This is a genomic window from Draconibacterium sediminis, from assembly GCF_000949475.1.
GTDB classification, from domain to species: domain Bacteria; phylum Bacteroidota; class Bacteroidia; order Bacteroidales; family Prolixibacteraceae; genus Draconibacterium; species Draconibacterium sediminis.
Genome location: NZ_JRHC01000005.1, coordinates 338,871 through 360,119, shown reverse-complemented (window position 1 = coordinate 360,119; position 21,249 = coordinate 338,871). Strand labels below are relative to the sequence as shown.

General features: G+C 40.9%; 34 protein-coding genes. All 34 read right to left on the bottom strand.

Annotated elements, in window-relative coordinates; all coding sequences use genetic code 11:
- Positions 1-321: 321 nt before the first annotated feature.
- The 34 genes from LH29_RS18285 to LH29_RS18120 all read right to left on the bottom strand — a co-directional run bounded on the left by LH29_RS18285 (position 322) and on the right by LH29_RS18120 (position 21,249).
- Complete coding sequence (locus tag LH29_RS18285; protein WP_045032539.1) at positions 322-1,299, bottom strand: sugar phosphate isomerase/epimerase family protein; 978 nt, start codon at positions 1,297-1,299, stop codon at positions 322-324.
- 971 nt (positions 1,300-2,270) lie between these two features.
- On the bottom strand, positions 2,271-2,894 hold the full coding sequence (gene rplQ / locus LH29_RS25210; RefSeq protein WP_045032535.1) for a 50S ribosomal protein L17: 624 nt from the start codon (positions 2,892-2,894) through the stop codon (positions 2,271-2,273).
- A 6-nt stretch (positions 2,895-2,900) separates the two neighbouring features.
- A complete protein-coding gene (locus tag LH29_RS18270; protein WP_045032533.1) occupies positions 2,901-3,893 on the bottom strand; it encodes a DNA-directed RNA polymerase subunit alpha in 993 nt (330 codons plus the stop codon).
- Between the two features lie 19 nt (positions 3,894-3,912).
- Positions 3,913-4,521 carry a 30S ribosomal protein S4 gene (gene rpsD, locus LH29_RS18265; protein WP_038559074.1) on the bottom strand — a complete coding sequence of 203 codons (609 nt, stop codon included), beginning with the start codon at positions 4,519-4,521 and terminating at the stop codon, positions 3,913-3,915.
- 18 nt (positions 4,522-4,539) lie between these two features.
- Positions 4,540-4,929 carry a 30S ribosomal protein S11 gene (gene rpsK, locus LH29_RS18260; protein WP_045032531.1) on the bottom strand — a complete coding sequence of 130 codons (390 nt, stop codon included), beginning with the start codon at positions 4,927-4,929 and terminating at the stop codon, positions 4,540-4,542.
- A 12-nt stretch (positions 4,930-4,941) separates the two neighbouring features.
- Positions 4,942-5,319 carry a 30S ribosomal protein S13 gene (gene rpsM, locus LH29_RS18255; protein ID WP_045032528.1) on the bottom strand — a complete coding sequence of 126 codons (378 nt, stop codon included), beginning with the start codon at positions 5,317-5,319 and terminating at the stop codon, positions 4,942-4,944.
- A 24-nt stretch (positions 5,320-5,343) separates the two neighbouring features.
- The gene (rpmJ, locus tag LH29_RS24350) at positions 5,344-5,460 is read right to left on the bottom strand and encodes a 50S ribosomal protein L36 (RefSeq protein WP_074780216.1); all 117 of its coding nucleotides are present in this window, start codon (positions 5,458-5,460) and stop codon (positions 5,344-5,346) included.
- Positions 5,461-5,528: 68 nt separating this feature from the next.
- Positions 5,529-5,750: a translation initiation factor IF-1 gene (gene infA, locus LH29_RS18250; RefSeq protein ID WP_038559066.1), complete on the bottom strand. Its 222-nt coding sequence runs from the start codon at positions 5,748-5,750 to the stop codon at positions 5,529-5,531.
- 62 nt (positions 5,751-5,812) lie between these two features.
- The gene (gene secY / locus LH29_RS18245) at positions 5,813-7,144 is read right to left on the bottom strand and encodes a preprotein translocase subunit SecY (RefSeq protein ID WP_045032526.1); all 1,332 of its coding nucleotides are present in this window, start codon (positions 7,142-7,144) and stop codon (positions 5,813-5,815) included.
- A gap of 6 nt (positions 7,145-7,150) precedes the next feature.
- Positions 7,151-7,597 (bottom strand): 50S ribosomal protein L15, encoded by a 447-nt coding sequence (gene rplO / locus LH29_RS18240; protein WP_045032524.1) that lies wholly within the window; start codon positions 7,595-7,597, stop codon positions 7,151-7,153.
- An 89-nt stretch (positions 7,598-7,686) separates the two neighbouring features.
- The gene (gene rpmD / locus LH29_RS18235; protein WP_045032522.1) at positions 7,687-7,869 is read right to left on the bottom strand and encodes a 50S ribosomal protein L30; all 183 of its coding nucleotides are present in this window, start codon (positions 7,867-7,869) and stop codon (positions 7,687-7,689) included.
- A gap of 7 nt (positions 7,870-7,876) precedes the next feature.
- A complete protein-coding gene (rpsE, locus tag LH29_RS18230) occupies positions 7,877-8,392 on the bottom strand; it encodes a 30S ribosomal protein S5 (RefSeq protein WP_045032520.1) in 516 nt (171 codons plus the stop codon).
- Between the two features lie 6 nt (positions 8,393-8,398).
- On the bottom strand, positions 8,399-8,755 hold the full coding sequence (gene rplR, locus LH29_RS18225; protein WP_045032518.1) for a 50S ribosomal protein L18: 357 nt from the start codon (positions 8,753-8,755) through the stop codon (positions 8,399-8,401).
- Positions 8,756-8,776: 21 nt separating this feature from the next.
- Entirely contained in the window at positions 8,777-9,331 is a 555-nt protein-coding gene (rplF, locus tag LH29_RS18220) for a 50S ribosomal protein L6 (protein WP_045032516.1), read from the bottom strand.
- Positions 9,332-9,346: 15 nt separating this feature from the next.
- On the bottom strand, positions 9,347-9,754 hold the full coding sequence (gene rpsH, locus LH29_RS18215; protein WP_038559042.1) for a 30S ribosomal protein S8: 408 nt from the start codon (positions 9,752-9,754) through the stop codon (positions 9,347-9,349).
- A 21-nt stretch (positions 9,755-9,775) separates the two neighbouring features.
- Entirely contained in the window at positions 9,776-10,045 is a 270-nt protein-coding gene (gene rpsN, locus LH29_RS18210) for a 30S ribosomal protein S14 (protein WP_038559037.1), read from the bottom strand.
- A gap of 2 nt (positions 10,046-10,047) precedes the next feature.
- Positions 10,048-10,605 (bottom strand): 50S ribosomal protein L5, encoded by a 558-nt coding sequence (rplE, locus tag LH29_RS18205; RefSeq protein ID WP_038559032.1) that lies wholly within the window; start codon positions 10,603-10,605, stop codon positions 10,048-10,050.
- Positions 10,605-10,928, bottom strand: a complete 324-nt coding sequence (rplX, locus tag LH29_RS18200) for a 50S ribosomal protein L24 (protein ID WP_045032514.1) — start codon at positions 10,926-10,928, stop codon at positions 10,605-10,607. Before rplX ends, rplE begins: the two co-directional genes overlap by 1 nt.
- Positions 10,929-10,945: 17 nt before the next feature.
- A complete protein-coding gene (gene rplN / locus LH29_RS18195; RefSeq protein ID WP_045032512.1) occupies positions 10,946-11,311 on the bottom strand; it encodes a 50S ribosomal protein L14 in 366 nt (121 codons plus the stop codon).
- 2 nt (positions 11,312-11,313) lie between these two features.
- Positions 11,314-11,577, bottom strand: coding sequence for a 30S ribosomal protein S17 (gene rpsQ / locus LH29_RS18190; protein WP_038559018.1), 264 nt, complete (start codon positions 11,575-11,577; stop codon positions 11,314-11,316).
- A 7-nt stretch (positions 11,578-11,584) separates the two neighbouring features.
- On the bottom strand, positions 11,585-11,788 hold the full coding sequence (rpmC, locus tag LH29_RS18185) for a 50S ribosomal protein L29 (RefSeq protein WP_045032510.1): 204 nt from the start codon (positions 11,786-11,788) through the stop codon (positions 11,585-11,587).
- Between the two features lie 13 nt (positions 11,789-11,801).
- Entirely contained in the window at positions 11,802-12,224 is a 423-nt protein-coding gene (rplP, locus tag LH29_RS18180) for a 50S ribosomal protein L16 (RefSeq protein ID WP_045032508.1), read from the bottom strand.
- 28 nt (positions 12,225-12,252) lie between these two features.
- On the bottom strand, positions 12,253-12,969 hold the full coding sequence (gene rpsC, locus LH29_RS18175) for a 30S ribosomal protein S3 (RefSeq protein ID WP_038559008.1): 717 nt from the start codon (positions 12,967-12,969) through the stop codon (positions 12,253-12,255).
- Positions 12,970-12,974: 5 nt separating this feature from the next.
- Entirely contained in the window at positions 12,975-13,394 is a 420-nt protein-coding gene (gene rplV, locus LH29_RS18170) for a 50S ribosomal protein L22 (RefSeq protein WP_038559005.1), read from the bottom strand.
- 26 nt (positions 13,395-13,420) lie between these two features.
- On the bottom strand, positions 13,421-13,690 hold the full coding sequence (gene rpsS, locus LH29_RS18165) for a 30S ribosomal protein S19 (protein ID WP_038559002.1): 270 nt from the start codon (positions 13,688-13,690) through the stop codon (positions 13,421-13,423).
- Positions 13,691-13,706: 16 nt separating this feature from the next.
- Positions 13,707-14,531, bottom strand: coding sequence for a 50S ribosomal protein L2 (rplB, locus tag LH29_RS18160; protein ID WP_045032506.1), 825 nt, complete (start codon positions 14,529-14,531; stop codon positions 13,707-13,709).
- A gap of 22 nt (positions 14,532-14,553) precedes the next feature.
- Positions 14,554-14,844: a 50S ribosomal protein L23 gene (gene rplW / locus LH29_RS18155; RefSeq protein ID WP_045032505.1), complete on the bottom strand. Its 291-nt coding sequence runs from the start codon at positions 14,842-14,844 to the stop codon at positions 14,554-14,556.
- A 14-nt stretch (positions 14,845-14,858) separates the two neighbouring features.
- Positions 14,859-15,488 carry a 50S ribosomal protein L4 gene (gene rplD / locus LH29_RS18150; RefSeq protein WP_045032503.1) on the bottom strand — a complete coding sequence of 210 codons (630 nt, stop codon included), beginning with the start codon at positions 15,486-15,488 and terminating at the stop codon, positions 14,859-14,861.
- On the bottom strand, positions 15,479-16,108 hold the full coding sequence (gene rplC, locus LH29_RS18145; RefSeq protein WP_045032501.1) for a 50S ribosomal protein L3: 630 nt from the start codon (positions 16,106-16,108) through the stop codon (positions 15,479-15,481). Before rplC ends, rplD begins: the two co-directional genes overlap by 10 nt.
- 21 nt (positions 16,109-16,129) lie before the next feature.
- Positions 16,130-16,435 (bottom strand): 30S ribosomal protein S10, encoded by a 306-nt coding sequence (rpsJ, locus tag LH29_RS18140; protein ID WP_038558987.1) that lies wholly within the window; start codon positions 16,433-16,435, stop codon positions 16,130-16,132.
- Positions 16,436-16,454: 19 nt separating this feature from the next.
- Positions 16,455-18,569: an elongation factor G gene (gene fusA / locus LH29_RS18135; protein ID WP_045032498.1), complete on the bottom strand. Its 2,115-nt coding sequence runs from the start codon at positions 18,567-18,569 to the stop codon at positions 16,455-16,457.
- A gap of 44 nt (positions 18,570-18,613) precedes the next feature.
- Positions 18,614-19,090, bottom strand: coding sequence for a 30S ribosomal protein S7 (gene rpsG / locus LH29_RS18130; RefSeq protein ID WP_045032495.1), 477 nt, complete (start codon positions 19,088-19,090; stop codon positions 18,614-18,616).
- A gap of 135 nt (positions 19,091-19,225) precedes the next feature.
- Positions 19,226-19,600, bottom strand: coding sequence for a 30S ribosomal protein S12 (gene rpsL / locus LH29_RS18125; RefSeq protein ID WP_038558978.1), 375 nt, complete (start codon positions 19,598-19,600; stop codon positions 19,226-19,228).
- A gap of 344 nt (positions 19,601-19,944) precedes the next feature.
- A complete protein-coding gene (locus LH29_RS18120; protein WP_045032493.1) occupies positions 19,945-21,249 on the bottom strand; it encodes an HlyD family secretion protein in 1,305 nt (434 codons plus the stop codon).

The window sequence follows — 21,249 nt, the reverse complement described above, 5'->3', positions numbered from 1 at the left end:
CACGTTCCTATATTCAAGCAATATTTCTTCTTCAGCCTGTGCTAAGCCACACGATACAATCGTTCGGCAGCGGAGGTACTGGTCGCTGATCGTTTGAAATGGCTGTCATTTCGAACAAGAAACGAGAGTGGAATCTGTCTCTTGCTCAATATTCAAAAAGTTAAAGATTATAAACCTGCATCTGCAATGGAACTGTAAGGAGTTGACGGAACTTGCCCCGACAACCGCCGGGATGACAGATCATTTGGCATAATAAAAAATCAGGGATGAACGGTTGTTCATCCCTGATTTTTGTATTGGCTAGTCGTTCGAAACTTATAGCTAAACTAAAATAGCCTTACAATATTCCACACACTTAACAATCTCTTGCTGTGCATCTGATCCTTCCGGAATAGGATATTCCAATTCAATATCGGCATATATATTCCAGTTCTTTTCTTTTATCAATCCAAGAATATCGGCCAGCGGCGTTTCTCCTTCGCCCCAAACTTTGTTAGTATTGGCAGGCTCGGCTTCTTTACCGGTTTTATCTTTAAGGTGTATACTGTAAATTCTGTCGTGTAACTTTTCAATTATATCGTTGGGGTGCTTACCTGTAGCGCCAAAATAGTGGCCCACATCAAAATTCAGTTTATTGGCCGGAGAATGTGCCAAAAAGGTTTCAAAGTCAAAACCGGGCTGCCCGGGTTGCGAATGGTTATGATAGGCCGCAATCATTCCATGTTTTTCGGCAAATTTTCCGAGTTTACGGCACGCTTCATCACCAATTTCGTTGGTAACCGCTCCGGCACCCAATATTTTAGCGGCTTTAAATGCATAATCAATTTCATCATCGCTCCAGTTGGCAGGTGCAAACTTTACCGTATGAACATGTATGCCCGCGTCATCGAATAACTTCTTCAGCTCTTCGTATTTTTTAATATCAAGGGTGGTTCTCCACTCTTTTTGTTTTTGTGAGGCTTCTTCTATGGCTATTCGGTACACATTACGTTCTTCTTCACTTGCATCGTTTCCGGGCCGGCTCGGTGTTGCCGGTACTCCGGCCCATTCTTCTGCCGTATTCCCCATGAGTTCAAGTGAAGTGATATTGGCGGCTTTACAATAGGCTATAATGTCTTCTACCGAGTTGGGCATACTGCGCCAGCTATAAGTAATAACGCCAATGGGAACACCTCCAAAGGTAGAACCCGGTTCGTTGGGAGCACAACTAAACGACAGCGGTGCAAACGCCAAAGTAGTTGCACCAACGGCAGTTGTTCGAATAAAATTTCTTCTGGAAAATTGATCTTTCTTAATCATGGTTTATTAGATTAGTTGATTCTTGCTGCTTTAAATTTAATTGAATTAATTTAATCGCTTAAAAGGAATATAAAATAATTTCACCTCGATTTTTCTGACCTCAGCCACCACTGTATGAACCGTTTCCGCATCCCCAGCTATCATGCCTGTCCTCATACGTGGTTTATCTCTTCTTTGGCTTTATTAAGCCTCATGTTGCAGAGTTCATGAACCAGGGGGGCAAATGCCCAACTTTGAAAGCAGAACGGGGCTTTAGTCCGTAAGCCTTGCTGCAGGCGGTATTCAGATAGCTTGCTTAAGCTGACCTTGTAACTCCCTGATTTTAGGCTTCCTGCAGCCGTGTAATTGCTCAGCAAACTTGTTGGCTGTCTTGTTGCAGCGCTGCAGCAAGCGAAAAAACTTATTTGCAGGCCTGTTGCACAGCTGCGGCAAGCAAAAAAACTTGTTGGCTCGCCTCCTACACGGCTGCACAGCCAAAAAAATTTGTTGGCGACCATGTTGCACAGCTGCAGCAGGCGAAAAAATGTTGTGGAAGGCGTGTATCACGGCTGCAGGAAGCAAAAAACTTATTTGCTGGCCTCTTGCACGGCTGCAACAGCCAAAAAAACTTGTTGGCGACCATGTTGCACAGCTGCAACAGGCGAAAAAAAGTTGTGGAAAGCGTGTAGCACGGCTGCAGGAGGCAAATAAATATTGGAGCTCGTATGTTGCACGGCTGCGGCAAGCAAATAAATATTGTAGCTCGTATGTTGCACGGCTGCGGCAAGCAAGAAATTTTAGTGGCTACTTAGTCGCAAAGCGGAAAGCCCGGCCGCAAGATTAAGAGTCGTTAGACATGGGGCTTTAGCCATTGGAACATAAAAAAAGGATGTCATCTGTTTATGTTGCAAATCATACAGATGACATCCTAAAAATGAAAAAGCCGATCCGTCAGTTGACGGATCGGCTTTTCAATATGGTAAAGAAAATTATTAGTCTTCTTTCTTTGCTTCGTCAGCTGACTCGTCAGCTTTAGGCTCCTCGGTTGTTTCAGCATCAGCTAATGGTGCGGCTTGTGCAGCAACTGCATTTTCCTCTTTATCCATTGCGCCTTCTTCCGGTTTTGTTTCTACCGCAGTATCAACATCGGCTAAAGGTGCAGCTTGTGCAGCAACTTCAGTAGCTTTTTTAGCACCACCACGACGTGAACGACGTTTTTTAGGTGCAGCAGCTTCTTCTTTTGCAGCCAACATAGCTTCGTTGAAGTCAACCAACTCGATGATACACATATCGGCGTTGTCGCCTAAACGGTTACCGGTTTTCAGAATACGAGTGTATCCTCCCGGACGGTCAGCAACTTTAACAGCTACTTCGCGGAACAATTCCGATACAGCATCTTTGTCTTGCAAGTAGCTAAAAACTACCCTGCGAGAGTGTGTAGTATCTTCTTTTGCCTTTGTAATAAGCGGCTCAACGTACATACGCAATGCTTTCGCTTTTGCAACAGTAGTTGAAATTCTCTTATGCGCGATAAGTGAACTTGCCATGTTTGCCAACATCGCTTTACGATGTGGTGCTTTACGGCCTAAGTGATTAAATTTCTTATTATGTCTCATTGCCTTTTACTCCTTATCAAGTTTATACTTGGAAATATCCATTCCAAAATTCAGTCCCATGTTATCTAAAAGGTCATCCAATTCGGTTAACGATTTTTTACCAAAGTTTCTGAATTTCAGCAGGTCGTTTCTGTTGTAGGTAACCAGGTCTCCTAATGTATCTACATCCGCAGCTTTCAAACAATTCAAAGCACGAACCGAAAGATCCATATCAACCAGTTTAGTTTTCAACAACTGACGCATGTGCAGTACTTCTTCGTCAAACTCTTCGTTTGCAAATTTCTCATCCGTATCAAGAGTGATCTTTTCGTCTGAGAACAGCATGAAGTGATAGATAAGAATTTTAGCTGCTTCTTTTAATGCATCTTTTGGGTGAACAGAACCATCGGTAGCAATATCCAGAACTAATTTTTCGTAGTCGGTTTTTTGCTCAACACGATAGTTTTCAACCGCGAATTTTACCTTTTTAATTGGCGTATAGATCGAGTCGATCGGAATTACACCAAATTCTTCTTCAACGGGTTTGTTTTCAACAGCAGGAACGTAACCACGTCCTTTGCTGATGTTCAACTCCATTTGAATTTTTACATCCGGCTCCATTCTGCAAATTACCAACTCAGGATTCAGTACTCTGAAACCGGTCATAAATTTGTTAATGTCTCCGGCAGTAAATTCTTCCTGGCCGCTGATTGAGATAGATACTTTTTCGCTGTCAAAATCTTCCACCTCGTTTTTAAAACGAACTTGCTTCAGATTAAGGATAATATCAGTTACATCTTCAATAACTCCTTTAATCGTAGAAAACTCATGGTCAACACCTTCAATTTTAACAGTTGTAATTGCATAGCCTTCCAACGACGATAACAGAATACGACGAAGTGCATTACCAATTGTAATACCGTATCCCGGTTCCAGGGGACGAAACTCGAATTGTCCGAACTTGTCATCGGATTCTAACATTATTACCTTGTCAGGCTTTTGGAATGCTAATATTGCCATAATATTCTAAGTAATTTTATTATTTTGAATACAACTCTACGATTAGTTGCTCTTTGATGTTTTCTGGAATTTCTTCACGTTCCGGACGGTTCAGGAACTTTCCGGCCATTTGTGCGCCATCCCATTCCAACCATTCGTACTGTGAGCTTCTGCGCGATTGCAATGAGCCAGTAATTTCTTCCAGCGATTTTGATTTCTCGCGAACACCAATAACGTCGCCAGATTTAACCGTGTACGATGGAATATTTACTAATTTTCCGTTAACAGTAATATGTTTGTGTGATACAAACTGACGTGCCGCAGCACGAGTTTTAGCAATACCCAAACGGAATACTACGTTGTCGAGACGAGACTCTAACAACTGAAGAAGTACCTCACCGGTAACACCTTTAGAAGCTTGCGCTTTTTTGAAAAGTGTGCGGAATTGTCTTTCTAATACACCGTAAGTATATTTTGCTTTTTGTTTCTCTTTTAACTGCTGCCCGTATTCCGATACTTTTCTTCTTTTCGAAGCTAAACCGTGCATCCCCGGAGGGTAGTTTTTGTGTTCGAACACTTTATCCGGTCCGAAGATAGGCTCTCCGAATTTACGAGCGATTTTAGATTTTGGTCCTCTATATCTTGCCATTTCCTTTTCGTTTTAAAATTAAACTCTACGTCTTTTAGGAGGCCTGCAACCGTTGTGCGGAAGCGGTGTTACATCAATAATTTCAGTAACCTGGATACCGATGGTAGCCAAAGCTCTGATTGCTGATTCACGACCGTTACCAGGTCCTTTAACATATACCTTAACTTTACGTAGTCCAAGGTCATAAGCAGTTTTAGCACACTCTTCTGATGCTACCTGAGCAGCATAAGGAGTATTCTTTTTCGAACCACGGAATCCTTTTTTCCCTGCTGACGACCAGGAGATCACTTCTCCGTTCATGTTTGTCAGCGTAACAATAATATTGTTGAAAGACGAGTGGATATGAGCCATACCATTGGCTTCAACAACCACTGTTCTCTTTCTACTTGATCCTGTTTTTTTTGCCATAACTCAAATTCCTTATTTAGTGGCCATTTTTTTGTTAGCAACAGTTTTACGTTTTCCTTTACGGGTACGTGCGTTGTTTTTTGTGCTCTGTCCGCGAACCGGTAAACCGATACGGTGACGGATACCACGGTAACAACCAATATCCATTAAACGCTTAATGTTCATCTGAACTTCAGATCTTAGCTCACCTTCAACTTTGAAGTTATCGCCGATAACTCCACGGATGGCTGCCAAGTCGTCATCAGTCCAATCCTGTACTTTCAGGTTTCTGTCTACACCTGCTTCGTCAAGGATAGTGATGGCTCTGCTGCGGCCAATACCATAAATATAGGTAAGAGCAACCTCACCTCTTTTATTACTTGGAATATCAACACCTACTATACGTGCCATAAAATTCTTCTTTTAATAGATTAATTACCCTTGACGTTGTTTAAACTTCGGGTTCTTTTTATTAATCACATACAAACGTCCTTTCCTGCGTATAATTTTGCAGTCTTCGCTACGTTTTTTAACTGAAACACGAGTTTTCATCTTAATTATTTTTTTAATTTTTTGTATCGATGTCCGACGTTTGTCGGGACTCGTTTCATATACAATCTTTAGTTTTTGTACCTAAACGTAATTCTACCTTTAGTTAAATCGTAAGGAGACATTTCGACTTTAACCTTATCCCCTGGCAAAATTTTAATATAATGCATTCTCATTTTCCCGGAAATGTGCCCTGTGATAACATGACCGTTTTCCAGTTCAACCCTAAACATTGCGTTTGATAATGCTTCTATAATTGTTCCATCTTGTTCTATGGAAGGTTGTTTTGCCATAAAATTCTCTTTTAATTTTTTTTGAATAAGTTTATACTAAATATCTCTTTTTACAATTTGTCTTACATTCCTCCGAGTCCCGGACGACCTTTAATTCGGCCTGATTGCATCAAACCGTCGTAATGGCGCATCAACAGGTGACTTTCAATCTGCTGTAAGGTATCTAACACTACACCAACAAGAATTAGCAGCGATGTACCACCGTAGAACAGGGCAAACGACTGGCTGATTCCAATCATCATGGCAAAGGCCGGCATAATAGTTACCAATCCTAAGAAAATAGAACCGGGTAATGTTATACGCGACATAACGGTATCAAGAAATTCAACAGTTTTCTTTCCTGGTTTAACACCCGGAATAAAACCACCGTTTTTCTTCATATCTTCTGCCATTTGGGTTGGATTAATAGTAATAGCGGTGTAAAAATACGTAAAAGCTACCACTAATAAAAATTGTGTTAAATTATACCATAAACCTGTGATGTTTGATAAGGCAGCCGCCACACCACGCAGATTTTCAGAATTAGCAACACCAACAATTGTAATAGGCACCATCATAATTGCTTGTGCAAAAATGATAGGCATTACACCTGCGGCATTTACTTTCAGAGGGATGTACTGACGTACTCCGCCATATTGCTTGTTACCAACAATTCGTTTCGCGTATTGTACCGGAATCCTACGGGTTCCCTGTACCAGGGCAATTGATGCCATAAACACGATGAAAAGGATAACAAACTCTACAAGGAACATTACTAAACCTCCACCATTGATTCGTGATCCAAATTCCTGAACCACGGCCATTGGTAAACGGGCAATAATACCAATCATAATGATTAACGAGATACCATTACCGATTCCTTTATCGGTAATACGTTCTCCTAACCATAACACAAACATCGATCCTGCTGTTAATATCACAATGGAAGGGGCGTTAAACCATAGTCCTTGCATTGCGAAAGCCGAATCGGGTAACTGCATGTGTAGATTTGTAAGATATGCCGATGCCTGCGGAATCAGAATTAACACGGTTAAATAACGTGTAATCTGATTTATTTTCCTTCTTCCTGACTCTCCCTCTTTCTGCAACCTCTGGAAATAGGGAACTGCGATACCCATTAACTGGATAACAATTGAGGCAGAAATATACGGCATGATTCCTAAAGCAAAGACAGAAGCCTGTGCAAAAGCACCACCCGAAAACATGTTAATCAATCCCAGCAATCCATCAGAAGTCTGATTTTGCAGGTTTTGTAACTGTGCCGGATCAATACCCGGAAGTGAAACAAACGATCCTAACCTGTAAATTAACAGGAAAAACAATGTTGTTCCAATTCTGAATCTTAGATCTTCAATCTTATAAATATTCTTTAGGGTCTCAATAAATCGTTTCATTACGGTTTAAGCTATTTCGGTTGTTCCTTCTAATTTTTCTATTGCTTCTTTCGCGCTTTTTGAAAAAGCGTTGGCTTTAACTTCCAATTTTTTAGTTAAAGTACCTCCGCCAAGAATTTTGATCTTGTCGTTTTTCGACGCGATACCTGCGTTAACCAAGGATTCTTTGTCAATTACGGTCAGGTTCTTTTTTGTAGCAAGGTTCTCAAGTACATCAAGGTTGATTGCTTTGTATTCAACACGGTTGATGTTTTTAAATCCCATTTTTGGAACTACACGTTGCAAAGGCATTTGACCACCTTCGAAACCGATTTTTCTTGAGTAACCTGAACGCGACTTTTGACCTTTGTGACCACGAGTTGACGTGCCGCCACGGCCTGAGCCCTGGCCACGACCAATTCGTTTACATGTTTTAGTCGATCCTTCTGCAGGTTGTAAGTTACTTAAATTCATCTTATTAAATATTTTTATATTCAATTGAATAAGATGGAACGGGTCTCGAGTACTCGAGACCCGTTTCATAATTTCAATAGTTTGAAATATTACTTAACTTCTTCAATACTCAGTAAATGTCTCAATTTGTTAGCCATACCAACAATTTGAGGAGTAGCTTCGTGAACAACAGTTTGGTTCAGTTTTTTCAAACCTAACGACTCAAGCGTTGCTTTTTGGCGTTTTGTTGAACCGATACCACTTTTTACTTGTGTTATTTTTAATTTAGCCATAACTGTGTTATCCTTTAAAAACTTTTTCCATTGAAACACCTCTGTGTTCAGCTACTGTATAAGCATCCCTTAACTCGGTTAAAGCATTCATTGTTGCTTTTACCAGGTTGTGTGGGTTTGATGATCCTTTTGACTTAGCCAAAACGTCGTGAATACCGGCACTTTCCAGTACTGCACGCATCGCACCCCCAGCCTTAAGACCGGTACCTGACGAAGCAGGTTTTAACAGGACGTTTGCACCGCCGAATTTTGCGGTTTGTTCGTGTGGTATAGTTCCGTTAATAACCGGAATTTTTACCAGGTTCTTTTTAGCTGCGTCAACGCCTTTAGAAATTGCAGTTGTTACTTCGCTTGCTTTACCAAGTCCCCAGCCTACGATTCCTTTTTCGTCGCCCACAATAACAATGGCAGAGAAACTGAACGTACGTCCACCTTTTGTTACTTTGGTTACACGGTTAATGGCTACCAACCTGTCTTTTAATTCCAGGTCGCTTGTTTTTACTTTATTACTTACTTTCGCCATAATGTATTAGAATTTAAGGCCACCTTCGCGGGCAGCGTCAGCTAATTGTTTTACTCTACCGTGGTATAAGTTACCACCTCTGTCGAATACAACTTCAGTAATTCCGGCTGCAAGTGCTTTTTCGGCAACTGCTTTACCAACCATTGCAGCTTTTTCAGTTTTTGTACCACTGGTTTCAGCAATACCTTTATCTGATGATGAAACTGCTAATAAAGTTGTTCCTTGCAGGTCGTCGATAACCTGAACGTAGATTTGCTTGTTACTTCTGTAAACGCTTAATCTAGGACGTTCTGCTGTGCCGGAAACAACTGTGCGTACGCGACTTTTTATTCTTGCTCGCCTTTGAACTTTTGTTAATGCCATAATAATTAATCTTTTTAAAAATTATTTACCGGCTGCTTTACCAGCTTTACGCCTCAATACTTCGCCTGCAAACTTAATACCTTTTCCTTTGTAAGGTTCAGGTTTGCGGAATGATCTGATTTTGGCAGCTACTTGTCCGATTAATTGTTTGTCGTGACTTTTAAGGGTCACTGACGGAGTGCTACGTTTATCAGATAATGCCTCTACTTTAACTTCTGCTGGAAGTTGCAGGTAAGTATGGTGAGCAAAACCTAATACAAGGTCAAGTACGTTATCTGGCAGAACTTCTGCACGGTAACCTACACCAACTAACTCTAACTTAATTTCGTATCCTTTCGATACGCCTTCCACCATGTTATTGATCAAAGAGCGGTACAGTCCGTGCATTGACTTTTCGCGTTTTGATTCGCCGTTTCTTTTTACTTCGATAGTTGCATCTTCTACAGCTACCTCGATAAGCGGATCAACTTGCTGAGTCAATTCACCCAGAGGACCTTTTACGCTAACAACACTGTCGTTAACTTTTACTTCTACTCCTGCTGGTATTGAAATGGGTAATTTTCCTATTCTTGACATGACTGTTCCTCCCTATTAATACACGTAACATAAAACTTCTCCACCTACTTTAAGCTCGCGAGCTTCTTTATCGGTAATTACACCTTTTGAGGTAGAGATTATTGCTATGCCTAAACCATTTAGTACACGTGGAATACTGTTTGTGTCGCAGTACTGACGCAGACCTGGTTTACTAATGCGTTCTAACGCTTTTATTGCAGATACTTTTGTTTCTGGATTGTATTTCAACGCAATTTTAATGTTACCCTGAACGCCAACACCTTCTTCAAATTTGTAGTTTAAGATGTAACCTTTTTCTTTCAAAAGTTTAGTCATCTCTTTTTTAATATTTGAAGCAGGAATGTCAACTACACGGTTTTTTGCCATAATTGCATTTCTTACCCTTGTCAGATAATCTGCTATTGGATCTGTTACTTTACTCATTTTTCAAGTTTCTTTTAACGATTACCAACTTGCCTTTTTAACTCCGGGAATCAAGCCATTTGATGCCATTTCCCTAAAATCAATCCTGCTGATACCGAATTGGCGCATATATCCTTTCGGACGTCCGCTAAGTTTACAACGGTTGTGTAAACGTACTTTGGCGGAGTTTTTAGGAAGTTTTTGCAAACCTTCCCAGTCGCCTTCTGCTTTCAGTCGGGCACGTTTTTCGGCGTATTTCTCAACTAATTTTGCACGTTTTACTTCGCGTGCCTTCATTGATTCTTTAGCCATTACTAGTTCTTTTTAACGTTTTTAAATGGTAAACCTAATTCTTTCAACAAAGCAAAACCTTCTTCGTCGGTTTTTGCAGAAGTGACAAAGGTAATATTCATTCCGTTGATCTTGCTTACTTTATCAAGCACGATCTCGGGGAAAATAATTTGTTCCGGAACGCCAAGTGTGTAGTTTCCACGGCCGTCCATTTTGCTTTCGATACCTTTAAAGTCGCGAATACGTGGCAGTGCCACAGCAATTAAACGATCCAAGAATTCATACATTTGGTCGCGACGCAATGTAACGCGCACGCCAATTGGCATTTTCTTTCTCAATTTGAAATTAGAGATATCCTTTTTTGACAAAGTTTGTACGGCTTTCTGGCCGGCGATCATTGTCATTTCGGTTTGGGCAACGTCGATCAGTTTTTTGTCGGCGATTGCTGCTCCAACACCCTGGTTAAGGATGATCTTTTCTAATTTCGGAACCTGCATTACAGAAGAGTAATCATACTCTTTCTTTAAAGCAGGGATTATTTCTTCCTGATATTTCTTCTTAAGAGTTGGTACGTAAGCCATTACTTAATCTCCTCTCCTGTTTTTTTCGAAATACGAACTAATTTACCTTCGTCATTCAATTTCTTTCCTACACGTGTAGCTTCACCTGTTTTAGGATCAACCAACATAAGGTTAGAAATATGCACCGGTGCTTCCTGTTCGATGATACCTCCCTGTGGCGCTGTTGCGTTAGGTTTGGTATGCTTTTTCATCATGTTAACACCTTCAACTATTGCTCTGTCGGTTTTTCTGATCACTTCCAGTACACGACCTTTTTGGCCTTTACTGTTTCCAGCGATCACAACCACAGTGTCACCTTTTTTTATGTGTAACTTTTTCTGCATTTTGAGCTCTTTTCTTATTACAATACTTCTGGTGCGAGTGAGATAATTTTCATATTCTTCTCGCGTAATTCACGTGCTACGGGCCCGAAAATACGTGTTCCACGCATTTCGCCGGCGTTGTTAAGAAGTACTACAGCGTTATCGTCGAAACGAATGTAAGAACCATCCTGACGACGGTTTTCTTTCTTCGTACGTACAACAATTGCGCGTGATACAGTACCTTTTTTCATCTCGCCTCCGGCAAGTGCACTTTTTACAGTAACCACAACAGTGTCGCCCAATGTTGCGTAACGTTTGCGTGTTCCGCCTAATACACGGATCACTAAAACTTCTTTCGCTCCACTGTTATCGGCTACCGAACATCTTGATTCTTGTTGTACCATGATTACTTAGCTCTTTCAATTATTTCAACTACTCTCCAACATTTAGTTTTACTTAAAGGACGAGTTTCCATAATCCTTACTGTATCGCCAACGTTGCATTCATTTTTCTCATCGTGCGCATGGAATTTGGTAGTTTTGTTAACGAACTTACCATAGATTGGGTGCTTCTCTTTACGTTTCTCGGCAACCACTATCGATTTATCCATTTTATCACTAACAACGACCCCGATTCTCTCTTTTCTGAGATTTCTTACTTTATTTTCCATCGTTGAATTACTTCTGATTTTCGTTTAATTCTCTTTCGCGAAGAATTGTATTCAAACGTGCGATCGTAGCTTTAGTTTCCTTCAACTTGTTAGGATTTTCAAGCGGCGATACGGCATGATTCAATCTTAGGCGAACAAGATTTTCTTTTTCAATCTGCAGACGCTCAACGATTTCGTTGTTCGCCATTTCTTTGATTTCACTTACTTTCATGATTCACCTAATTTTATTCTTCAACATAATCACGTCTAACCATAAACTTTGTTTTTACCGGTAGTTTCTGAGCGGCAAGTCTTAAAGCTTCTTTTGCTGTTTCCATAGAAACACCTTCAGCTTCAATAATAATACGACCCGGAGCTATCGGAGCAACAAATCCTTCAGGAGCACCTTTACCTTTACCCATCCTTACTTCGGCTGGCTTTTTGGTAATCGGTTTATCGGGGAATACGCGTATCCAAATTTGTCCTCGACGTTGCATATAACGTGTTACCGCAACCCTGGCAGCTTCAATCTGCCTACCGGTAAGCCACGATTCTTCCAACGACTTTATTCCAAATGAACCGAATGCTAATTGGTTTCCGCGTTGAGCGTTACCTTTCATTCGACCCTTCTGTACTCTTCTAAATTTTACTTTTCTTGGCTGTAACATCCTTTTTTAGATTGTGAGTGTTAAACCACTATTTTCTACGACGGTTACGGTTTGCACCACCACCTCTGTTTCCACCCGGACGTCCAGACTTTTGTCCAACGTTAGGCGAAAGGTCGCGATTTCCGTATACCATACCTTTACAAATCCAAACTTTAATTCCAATAAGTCCGGTTTTTGTTAATGCTTCTGCCAATGCGTAGTCAATATCTGCACGCAAAGTATGAAGCGGAGTACGGCCGTCTTTATACATTTCAGAACGAGCCATTTCTGCTCCGTTTAACCTACCTGAAACCAATACTTTGATTCCTTCGGCTCCCATTCTCATGGTTGAAGCGATGGCCATCTTAACTGCCCTGCGGTAAGCAATCTTACCCTCTAGCTGACGTGCAATGTTATTTGCAACGATCTTAGCATCAAGTTCAGGACGTTTGATCTCGAAAATGTTGATTTGAACCTCTTTTTTGGTAATCTTTTTTAATTCTTCTTTCAGTTTGTCAACTTCCTGACCGCCTTTACCAATAATAATACCAGGGCGAGAAGTATGAACGGTGATGGTGATCAGCTTCAAGGTACGCTCAATAACGATTCTTGAAATGCTGGCTTTGGCCAAACGAGCATTCAGGTATTTCCTGATCTTTTGGTCTTCAACCAGTTTGTCGCCGTAATTATCACCACCGAACCAGTTTGAATCCCATCCTTTGATGAATCCCAAACGATTTGCTATCGGATTTACTTTTTGTCCCATGAATATTAATTAAGGTTTTCTTCAACAACACTTTCTTTACTATCTACGTAAATAGTCACGTGATTCGAGCGTTTTCTGATTCGGTGTGCACGACCCTGGGGAGCCGGGCGCAAACGTTTCAAAATACGACCTGAATCTACCATGATTTGTGATACGTAAAGTTCACTTTCTTCTAAACGAACCCCTTCGTTTTTAGCCTGCCAATTGGCAATGGCTGAAAGCAGAAGTTTCTCTACCCTGCGTGATGCTTCTTTTGAAGAATACTTCAATACATCTAAGGCTTTATTAACCTCCATTCCGCGGATCATATCGGCTACAAGCCTCATTTTCCTCGGAGATGTAGGGCAGTTGCGTAAAACAGCAAAATATTGTTGTTTTTTCTCTTCTTTTCTTTTCTCAGCTGCTAGTCTTTTTCTGGCACCCATTGTACTTACTTTTTAAATATTAATGCCTATCTTTTCTTATTACCAGCATGCCCCCTGAATGTACGGGTTGGAGCAAATTCGCCCAAACGGTGTCCCACCATGTTTTCGGTGACATAAACCGGGATGAACTTGTTTCCATTATGTACTGCAATAGTGTGTCCTACAAAATCAGGAGAAATTACTGATGCTCTGGCCCAGGTTTTCACAACCGATTTTTTGTTCGATTCATTCATAGCTAAAACTTTACGTTCTAACTTGAAATCGATAAATGGGCCTTTTTTTAATGAACGACTCATAATTTATTCCTCTTTACTATTTTTTCCTACGTTCTACAATATACTTGTTGGAAGCTTTTTTCTTCGAACGGGTTTTATAACCTTTCGCAAGCAAACCTTTACGTGATCTCGGGTGTCCTCCTGAGTTTCGGCCTTCACCACCACCCATTGGGTGATCGACAGGGTTCATTACAACACCACGAACACGAGGTCTTCTTCCTAACCAACGAGAGCGACCGGCTTTACCCGATTTCTCGATGTTATGTTCTGTATTTCCAACCGTACCTACTGTAGCCCTGCAGGACGTAAGTACCATACGAGATTCGCCTGATGGCAATTTTAAAATTGCATATTTGCCATCACGTGAGGTCAATTGTGCATAAGCACCTGCACTACGTGCCATCACCCCACCCTGTCCCGGGTGAAGTTCAATGTTGTGAACCAAAGTACCAAGAGGTATTTCAGCCAGAGGAAGACAATTACCGATTTCAGGATCTGCTCCAGTACCGCTCATTACAGTTTGGCCAACTTGCAACCCGTTAGGCGCAATCATGTAACGTTTTTCGCCATCTTCGTATTTCAGAAGGGCGATACGAGCTGTACGGTTTGGATCGTACTGAATTGAATCGACAACAGCTGCAACACCGTCTTTATCGCGCATAAAATCGATAATACGGTATTTGCGTTTATGTCCCCCACCTATATACCTCATTGTCATGCGTCCCTGGTTATTACGACCACCGGACTTTTTAATGGGCTCCAACAATGATTTTTCAGGTGTAGATGCAGTAATGGTATCAAAAGCGCCAATTACTTTGTGCCTTTGACCCGGAGTTACTGGTTTCAGTTTTCTTACTGCCATAATACTTATTAATTATATACTATTATATATTACTATAAAAGTCAATACTATCTCCTTCAACCAAAGTAACAATAGCCTTTTTATAGGCTGCTGTTTTACCGGTAATAATACCACCTTTGGTATATCTCGATTTTACTTTACCACCATAAACCATGGTGTTAACGTTCTCAACCGAAACGTTATAAAGATCTTCAACCGCTTTTTTAATCTCAGGTTTACTTGCATTGCGAGCTACCACAAAACCGTAACGGTTAAAACGTTCCGACTGGTCGGTCATTTTTTCTGTAACTAATGGTTTTACTAAAATTTCCATCTTTTTTTTATCCGTTAAAGTTTAAATGCTTCTTCAATTTTCGCAACAGATCCCTCGCAAAGCACAATCGCTTTTGCATTCAAAATCTGGTAAGTATTTAACTCTGAAGCAGTTACAACCGATACGTCTTGCAAATTTCGCGACGACAAATATATGTTATTATTTTCAGTTGGTAAAACGAAAAGTGCCTTTTTTTCAGCTATTTGCAGATTGCTCTGTAATGCTACCATCTCTTTTGTTTTTGGAGCTTCAAAATTGAAGTCTTCAACAACAACGATGCTCTTTTCGTTTGCTTTGTAAGTTAAAGCTGATTTACGGGCCAATTGCTTCACTTTTTTGTTCAGCTTGAAACCGTAGTTACGCGGACGTGGGCCAAAAATAGTACCACCACCACGGAAGATTGGCGACTTGATGCTACCGGCACGTGCTGTACCTGTACCTTTTTGTCTTTTAATCTTCTTGGTGCTACCTGCTATCTCACCACGTTCTTTACTCTTGCTAGTTCCCTGGCGTTGGTTCGCCATATATTGCTTTACGTCCAAATAAATGGCGTGGTCGCTGGGCTCAATACCGAAAATCTGGTCGTTTAAAGTGACTTTCTTTCCGGTTTCTTTTCCTTCTATATTCAGTACACTTAGTTCCATTGTTTTCTAATAATTAAGTATGAACCTTTGGCTCCAGGTACCGAACCTTTTACCACTAATACATTCTTCTCAGGAATAATTTTTACTACCTCAAGGTTTTCGATAGTAACTGTTTTTCCACCGTCTCTACCAGCCATACGCATACCTTTAAATACGCGTGAAGGCCATGAAGATGCACCGATAGAACCAGGTGCTCTCAACCTGTTGTGCTGACCGTGTGTAGCATCATTAACACCACGGAAATTGTGACGTTTTACTACACCCTGAAAACCTTTACCTTTTGAAACTCCAACGATATCAACATAATCTTTTTCTGCGAAAATGCTTACATCGATTTCTTGTCCGAGCTCAAACTCTTCCTGATAGGTGTTATGAAACTCTACTACTTTGCGCTTTGGTGAAACACCAGCCTTTTTAAAGTGGCCAACTTCAGCTTTAGTGGCGTGCTTGTCTTTTTTCTCGCCATAAGCTAACTGAAGCGCTTCGTAGCCGTCGGTCTCTGCCGTTTTCACTTGTGTAACCACACAAGGTCCGGCCTCAATCACAGTGCATGGGATATTTTTCCCCTCAACACTGAATACGGATGTCATTCCGATTTTTTTTCCAATAATACCAGCCATTTTTTCGACTACTTTAAATTATCAAACTTTAATTTCTACTTCAACGCCACTTGGAAGCTCCAGCTTCATTAGTGCGTCGATTGTTTTAGCGGTTGAGCTGTAAATGTCGATCAAACGTTTGTAAGACGACAGCTGAAATTGCTCCCTCGATTTTTTATTTACGAAGGTTGAACGTAAAACGGTGAAAACTCTGCGGTGAGTAGGAAGTGGAATAGGACCACTTACTACAGCACCAGTAGTTTTTACTGTTTTAACGATTTTCTCAGCCGACTTGTCTACCAAGTTGTGATCGTACGATTTAAGCTTAATCCTGATCTTTTGACTCATAAGAGAAAATTGTTATAAATTATTTTAATAAATCAACTTTTCCATTACAATCTGCCAATACTTTCTCAGCAAGGCTACGTGGAACTTCTGCATAATGGCTGAATTCCATTGATGAAGTAGCACGACCCGAAGAAAGTGTACGCAATACGGTTACGTAACCAAATTGTTCTGACAGTGGAACTTTTGCTTCGATTACTTTTGCGTTACCCTTGCTATCCATGCTTGCAACTTCGCCACGACGACGGTTGAGGTCGGCAATAATATCACCCATGTACTCTTCAGGAGTAACGATCTCAACATTCATAATTGGCTCAAGAAGCGCAGGTTTAGCTTTTGATGCTGCACTTTTAAATGCCTGACGAGCACAAATCTCGAACGATAACTGGTCTGAATCCACAGGGTGGAACGAACCATCGAGCAATGTAACTTTCAAGCTGTCGACAGGGAAACCTGCCAACGGACCATTTGATAATGCATCTTTAAAACCTTTTTCAACTGAAGGGATAAATTCGCGAGGAATACGTCCACCTTTTACAGCATCGATAAATTCCAAACCATCTTTTCCTTCTTCAGCAGGTTCTACTTTTACAATAACATCGGCAAATTTACCACGACCACCAGTCTGTTTCTTGAATACTTCACGTAATTCAACAGATTCGGTAATTGCTTCTTTATAGGCAACCTGTGGTGCTCCCTGGTTACATTCAACTTTGAACTCGCGTTTCAAACGATCGATCAAAATTTCGAGGTGAAGCTCACCCATACCACGGATTACAGTCTGACCTGAATCTTCGTCGGTATTTACAACGAATGTAGGATCTTCTTCAGCCAGTTTCGCCAATCCGTTTCCAAGTTTGTCAACGTCTTTTTGCGACTTAGGCTCAATTGCAATACCAATTACCGGCTCAGGGAAGTCCATGCTTTCCAGAACAACCGGATTTTTAATATCACCCAGCGTATCACCTGTACGGATATCTTTAAAACCTACTGCAGCACAAATATCTCCAGCTGAAATAGAGTCTTTTGGATTTTGTTTGTTAGAGTGCATCTGGAACAAACGCGAGATACGCTCTTTTTTACCTGTACGTGAGTTGTAAACAGTATCACCGGCATTCAGTGTACCTGAGTACACACGAATAAATGCCAAACGACCTACGAATGGGTCGGTAGCAATTTTAAATGCTAATGCAGCCAAAGGCTCATCTGCATCAGGGTGACGTACAACATCAGCGTCAGTTAACGGGTTTTTACCAGTAATTTCCTCTTTATCAAGCGGCGATGGTAAGAACTCACAAACAGCATCCAGCAAACGCTGAACACCTTTATTTTTAAATGCTGATCCACACATCATTGGAATGATTACTCCTTCCAAAGTTGCTTTACGGATAACAGCCAACATCTCTTCTTTCGTAATTGAATCCGGATCTTCGAAGTAACGCTCTAAAATCGCGTCATCTACTTCTGCTACCGATTCAACTAAGTTTTCTTTCCACTCTTCAGCTTGTTCAACTAAATCAGCAGGAATTTCATCAAGAACATACTTTGTTCCCATTGCGCCGTCGTCTTCCCAGCGGATAGCTTTCATTTCTACAAGGTCGATTACCCCTTCGAAACTTTCTTCTGATCCAATAGGAATTTGCATTGGCACCGGGTTAGCACCTAATTTTTCTTTAATCTCGTTGTAAACGTTAAAGAAATCGGCACCCTGACGGTCCATTTTGTTTACGAATGCAATACGGGGAACGCCGTATTTTTCGGCCTGACGCCATACTGTTTCAGACTGAGCTTCCACACCACCAACGGCGCAGAATAATGCTACAGTTCCGTCCAAAATTCTCAGTGAACGTTCAACCTCAACAGTGAAGTCAACGTGTCCCGGAGTATCAATAATATTTACTTTGTGCTCAATATCATTGTGTTTCCAGAATGTAGTAGTTGCAGCCGAAGTAATTGTAATACCTCTTTCCTGCTCTTGCTCCATCCAGTCCATGGTAGCAGCACCATCGTGCACCTCACCAATACGGTGAGTTAACCCTGTATAAAACAGAATACGCTCTGTTACAGTGGTTTTTCCGGCGTCGATGTGCGCCATAATACCAATGTTTCTGGTATATTTCAGATCTTGTTTAGCCATTTTTTAAACCTATTTTCTATTACCAATTTTACTAAACTATGATTCTAGAATCTGAAGTGTGCGAATGCACGGTTAGCTTCGGCCATTCTGTGTGTATCTTCTTTTCTCTTGTAAGCTCCACCTTCTTCGTTGAAAGCAGCGATGATCTCAGCTGATAATTTATCGGCCATAGATCTTCCCGAACGTTTACGGGCAAACAAAATCATGTTTTTGATACTGATAGCAGTTTTTCTTTCCGGACGAACTTCCATTGGCACCTGGAAAGTAGCACCACCTACACGGCGACTCTTAACCTCAACATTTGGAGTAATGTTCTCCAATGCTTTTTTCCAAACTTCAAGAGGTGATTGTTCTGCATCTTTCATGCGTTTCTCTACCATATCCATGGCTTCGTAAAACACTGAATATGCTGTTGATTTTTTACCATCAACCATAAGGTCGTTTACAAACCTTGTTACTAAAGTGTCGTTGAATTTTGGATCCGGTAAAAGGATCCTCTTCTTTGGTTTCGACTTTCTCATTTTAAAACTTTTTAGTGTTATTCAAATCGGCTGCCCTAAGGCGGTCTTCAGTTCATCTCCGGAAGACATTAGAGAGAATTCCTTACTCAACCAAACCACTGCAAATAACGTAGTTAATTACTCTTTTTTACTTTCTTATTTTTTCGGTCTTTTAGCACCATATTTCGAACGACGTTGTAAACGTCCTTCAACACCCGCAGTATCCAAAGCACCGCGAATTAAGTGATAACGTACACCCGGAAGGTCTTTTACTCTACCTCCACGTACAAGCACAATTGAGTGCTCCTGAAGGTTGTGGCCTTCACCAGGAATGTAAGCATTCACCTCTTTACCATTGGTTAACCTTACCCTTGCAACTTTACGCATTGCCGAGTTTGGTTTCTTTGGCGTAGTGGTATAAACACGAACACATACTCCACGACGTTGTGGGCATGAATCTAAAGCCGGAGATTTACTTTTCTCAACTTTAGTTTGTCTTCCTTTTCTAACTAACTGTTGAATAGTTGGCATAACTACCTGTTTTTTATATAGTTAATAATCATTATCCAAAATGGACTGCAAAATTATGCAAAAATCCTTAATTATCAATCGTTTCGAGACGAAAAAGCGCACTTTTCCCCTAAAAACGGCTCGCAAAAGTACGAATTATTATTAAAGTACAATAGATTTCTACCTTTTTTTTGAAATAATTAAGATTGAAATGGATTGAGGGAGAGAAGATTGAAGTTGAACACGGAAAGTCAAAAGCTCAAAAGAAATGCTTGCACAAACTCATAGAAAAACAGGCAATAGGCAAACAACAATTGGCAACTTGTTTTGCCTGTTGCATTTTGCGAACCGTGACTGTAAACTGTTTACTGCTTTATCCGTTCTTTCCAAAGCGATTTTAATGGATTAAAAATTCGCTGAATCAGTCGCAGGTCTTCTGTAATAATTTCGGCCTGCCCCATCAGCTGACTTTGCATTTGCAGCTTGTTATCGTAGTTAGTTACCAAACCATTAGGGAAAGTGATTTCTACCATATAAAAGCTATCTTCGGGCACCAGCGAAACACTTTTAACTTTACCGCGCACCAAACCATATTCCATGTACGGATAATTGTCGAATTTCACATTTACATCAAGCCCTTCTTTTACTTTTCCCGATCCACGAACAGGCAATTCAACTTTACCTATCACTTCGCCAACATCTTCGGGCACGATGGTTAAAACACGGTCGCCCTCAGTAATATTCTGATTTTCGGCATAAAACTTATTAAAGGTTACTACCCCATCAATTGGCGATCGCAACACATAAGTAAGGAACCAATTGCTTGCCTGGCTTTTCAAATTATTAAAAGCCTCAATCAGGGCCGATTCGTATTGAATTTTAAAATCGCGGTATTCTTTTTCGTTTTCAATAATTTTCTGATCCAGTTCGCTGATACCCATCTGGCGCTCTGCAAGTGTTGAACGTATACCGTCGAGTTCCGATTTTTTGCTCAACATTTCCGATTCGGCCTGTTCCAAAACAGTGGAAGAAACCACCTCGCCGGCCAGCAATTTTTTCTGGCGTTCGTAATTCCGCTGTTTAATCTGATATTCTTTATCAACGGCCACTTTTTGCTCCCAAAGGCGATCATATAAAATCCGGGCGTTTTTCAACTGCTCCTTATACGACTCCTCTTTTAATATATAATAGTTGCGTTGGTAAAACTCATTCAGCTCCTCGTAGCGGGTTAAAAACTGCGAATAATACTCCTGAACAGCACCCAACTGCAGACTTTTATTAAAACGCTGCGAAACAGAAAAATTGAGCGTATCAAAAGCGGGCTGAACAGTACTTATCATCTGCTCCAACTCAAGCACATCGGTATAATCTGCCGGATTTTCAATTAAAGCGATTGTTTGCCCGGCAGTCACATGATCTTTATCTTCCACAAACAACTTCTCGATTTTTCCGGTTGCACGGGCAACCAGTGTAGCCGGCGGATTTTCGGTAGTAACCACAATATTCGAGCGCAAAATATCAGGGTAATAAAATATAAAGCTAAAAATAATGATCAGCGAAAAGATGGCAACAAACACAAGAATCCCGTATCGCACAATGCGCGATGGAACTCCGCCAAGTATCTCCTGTACCTCGCCGGAACGTAACTCTATCTTTTTGTCATCAGCCAT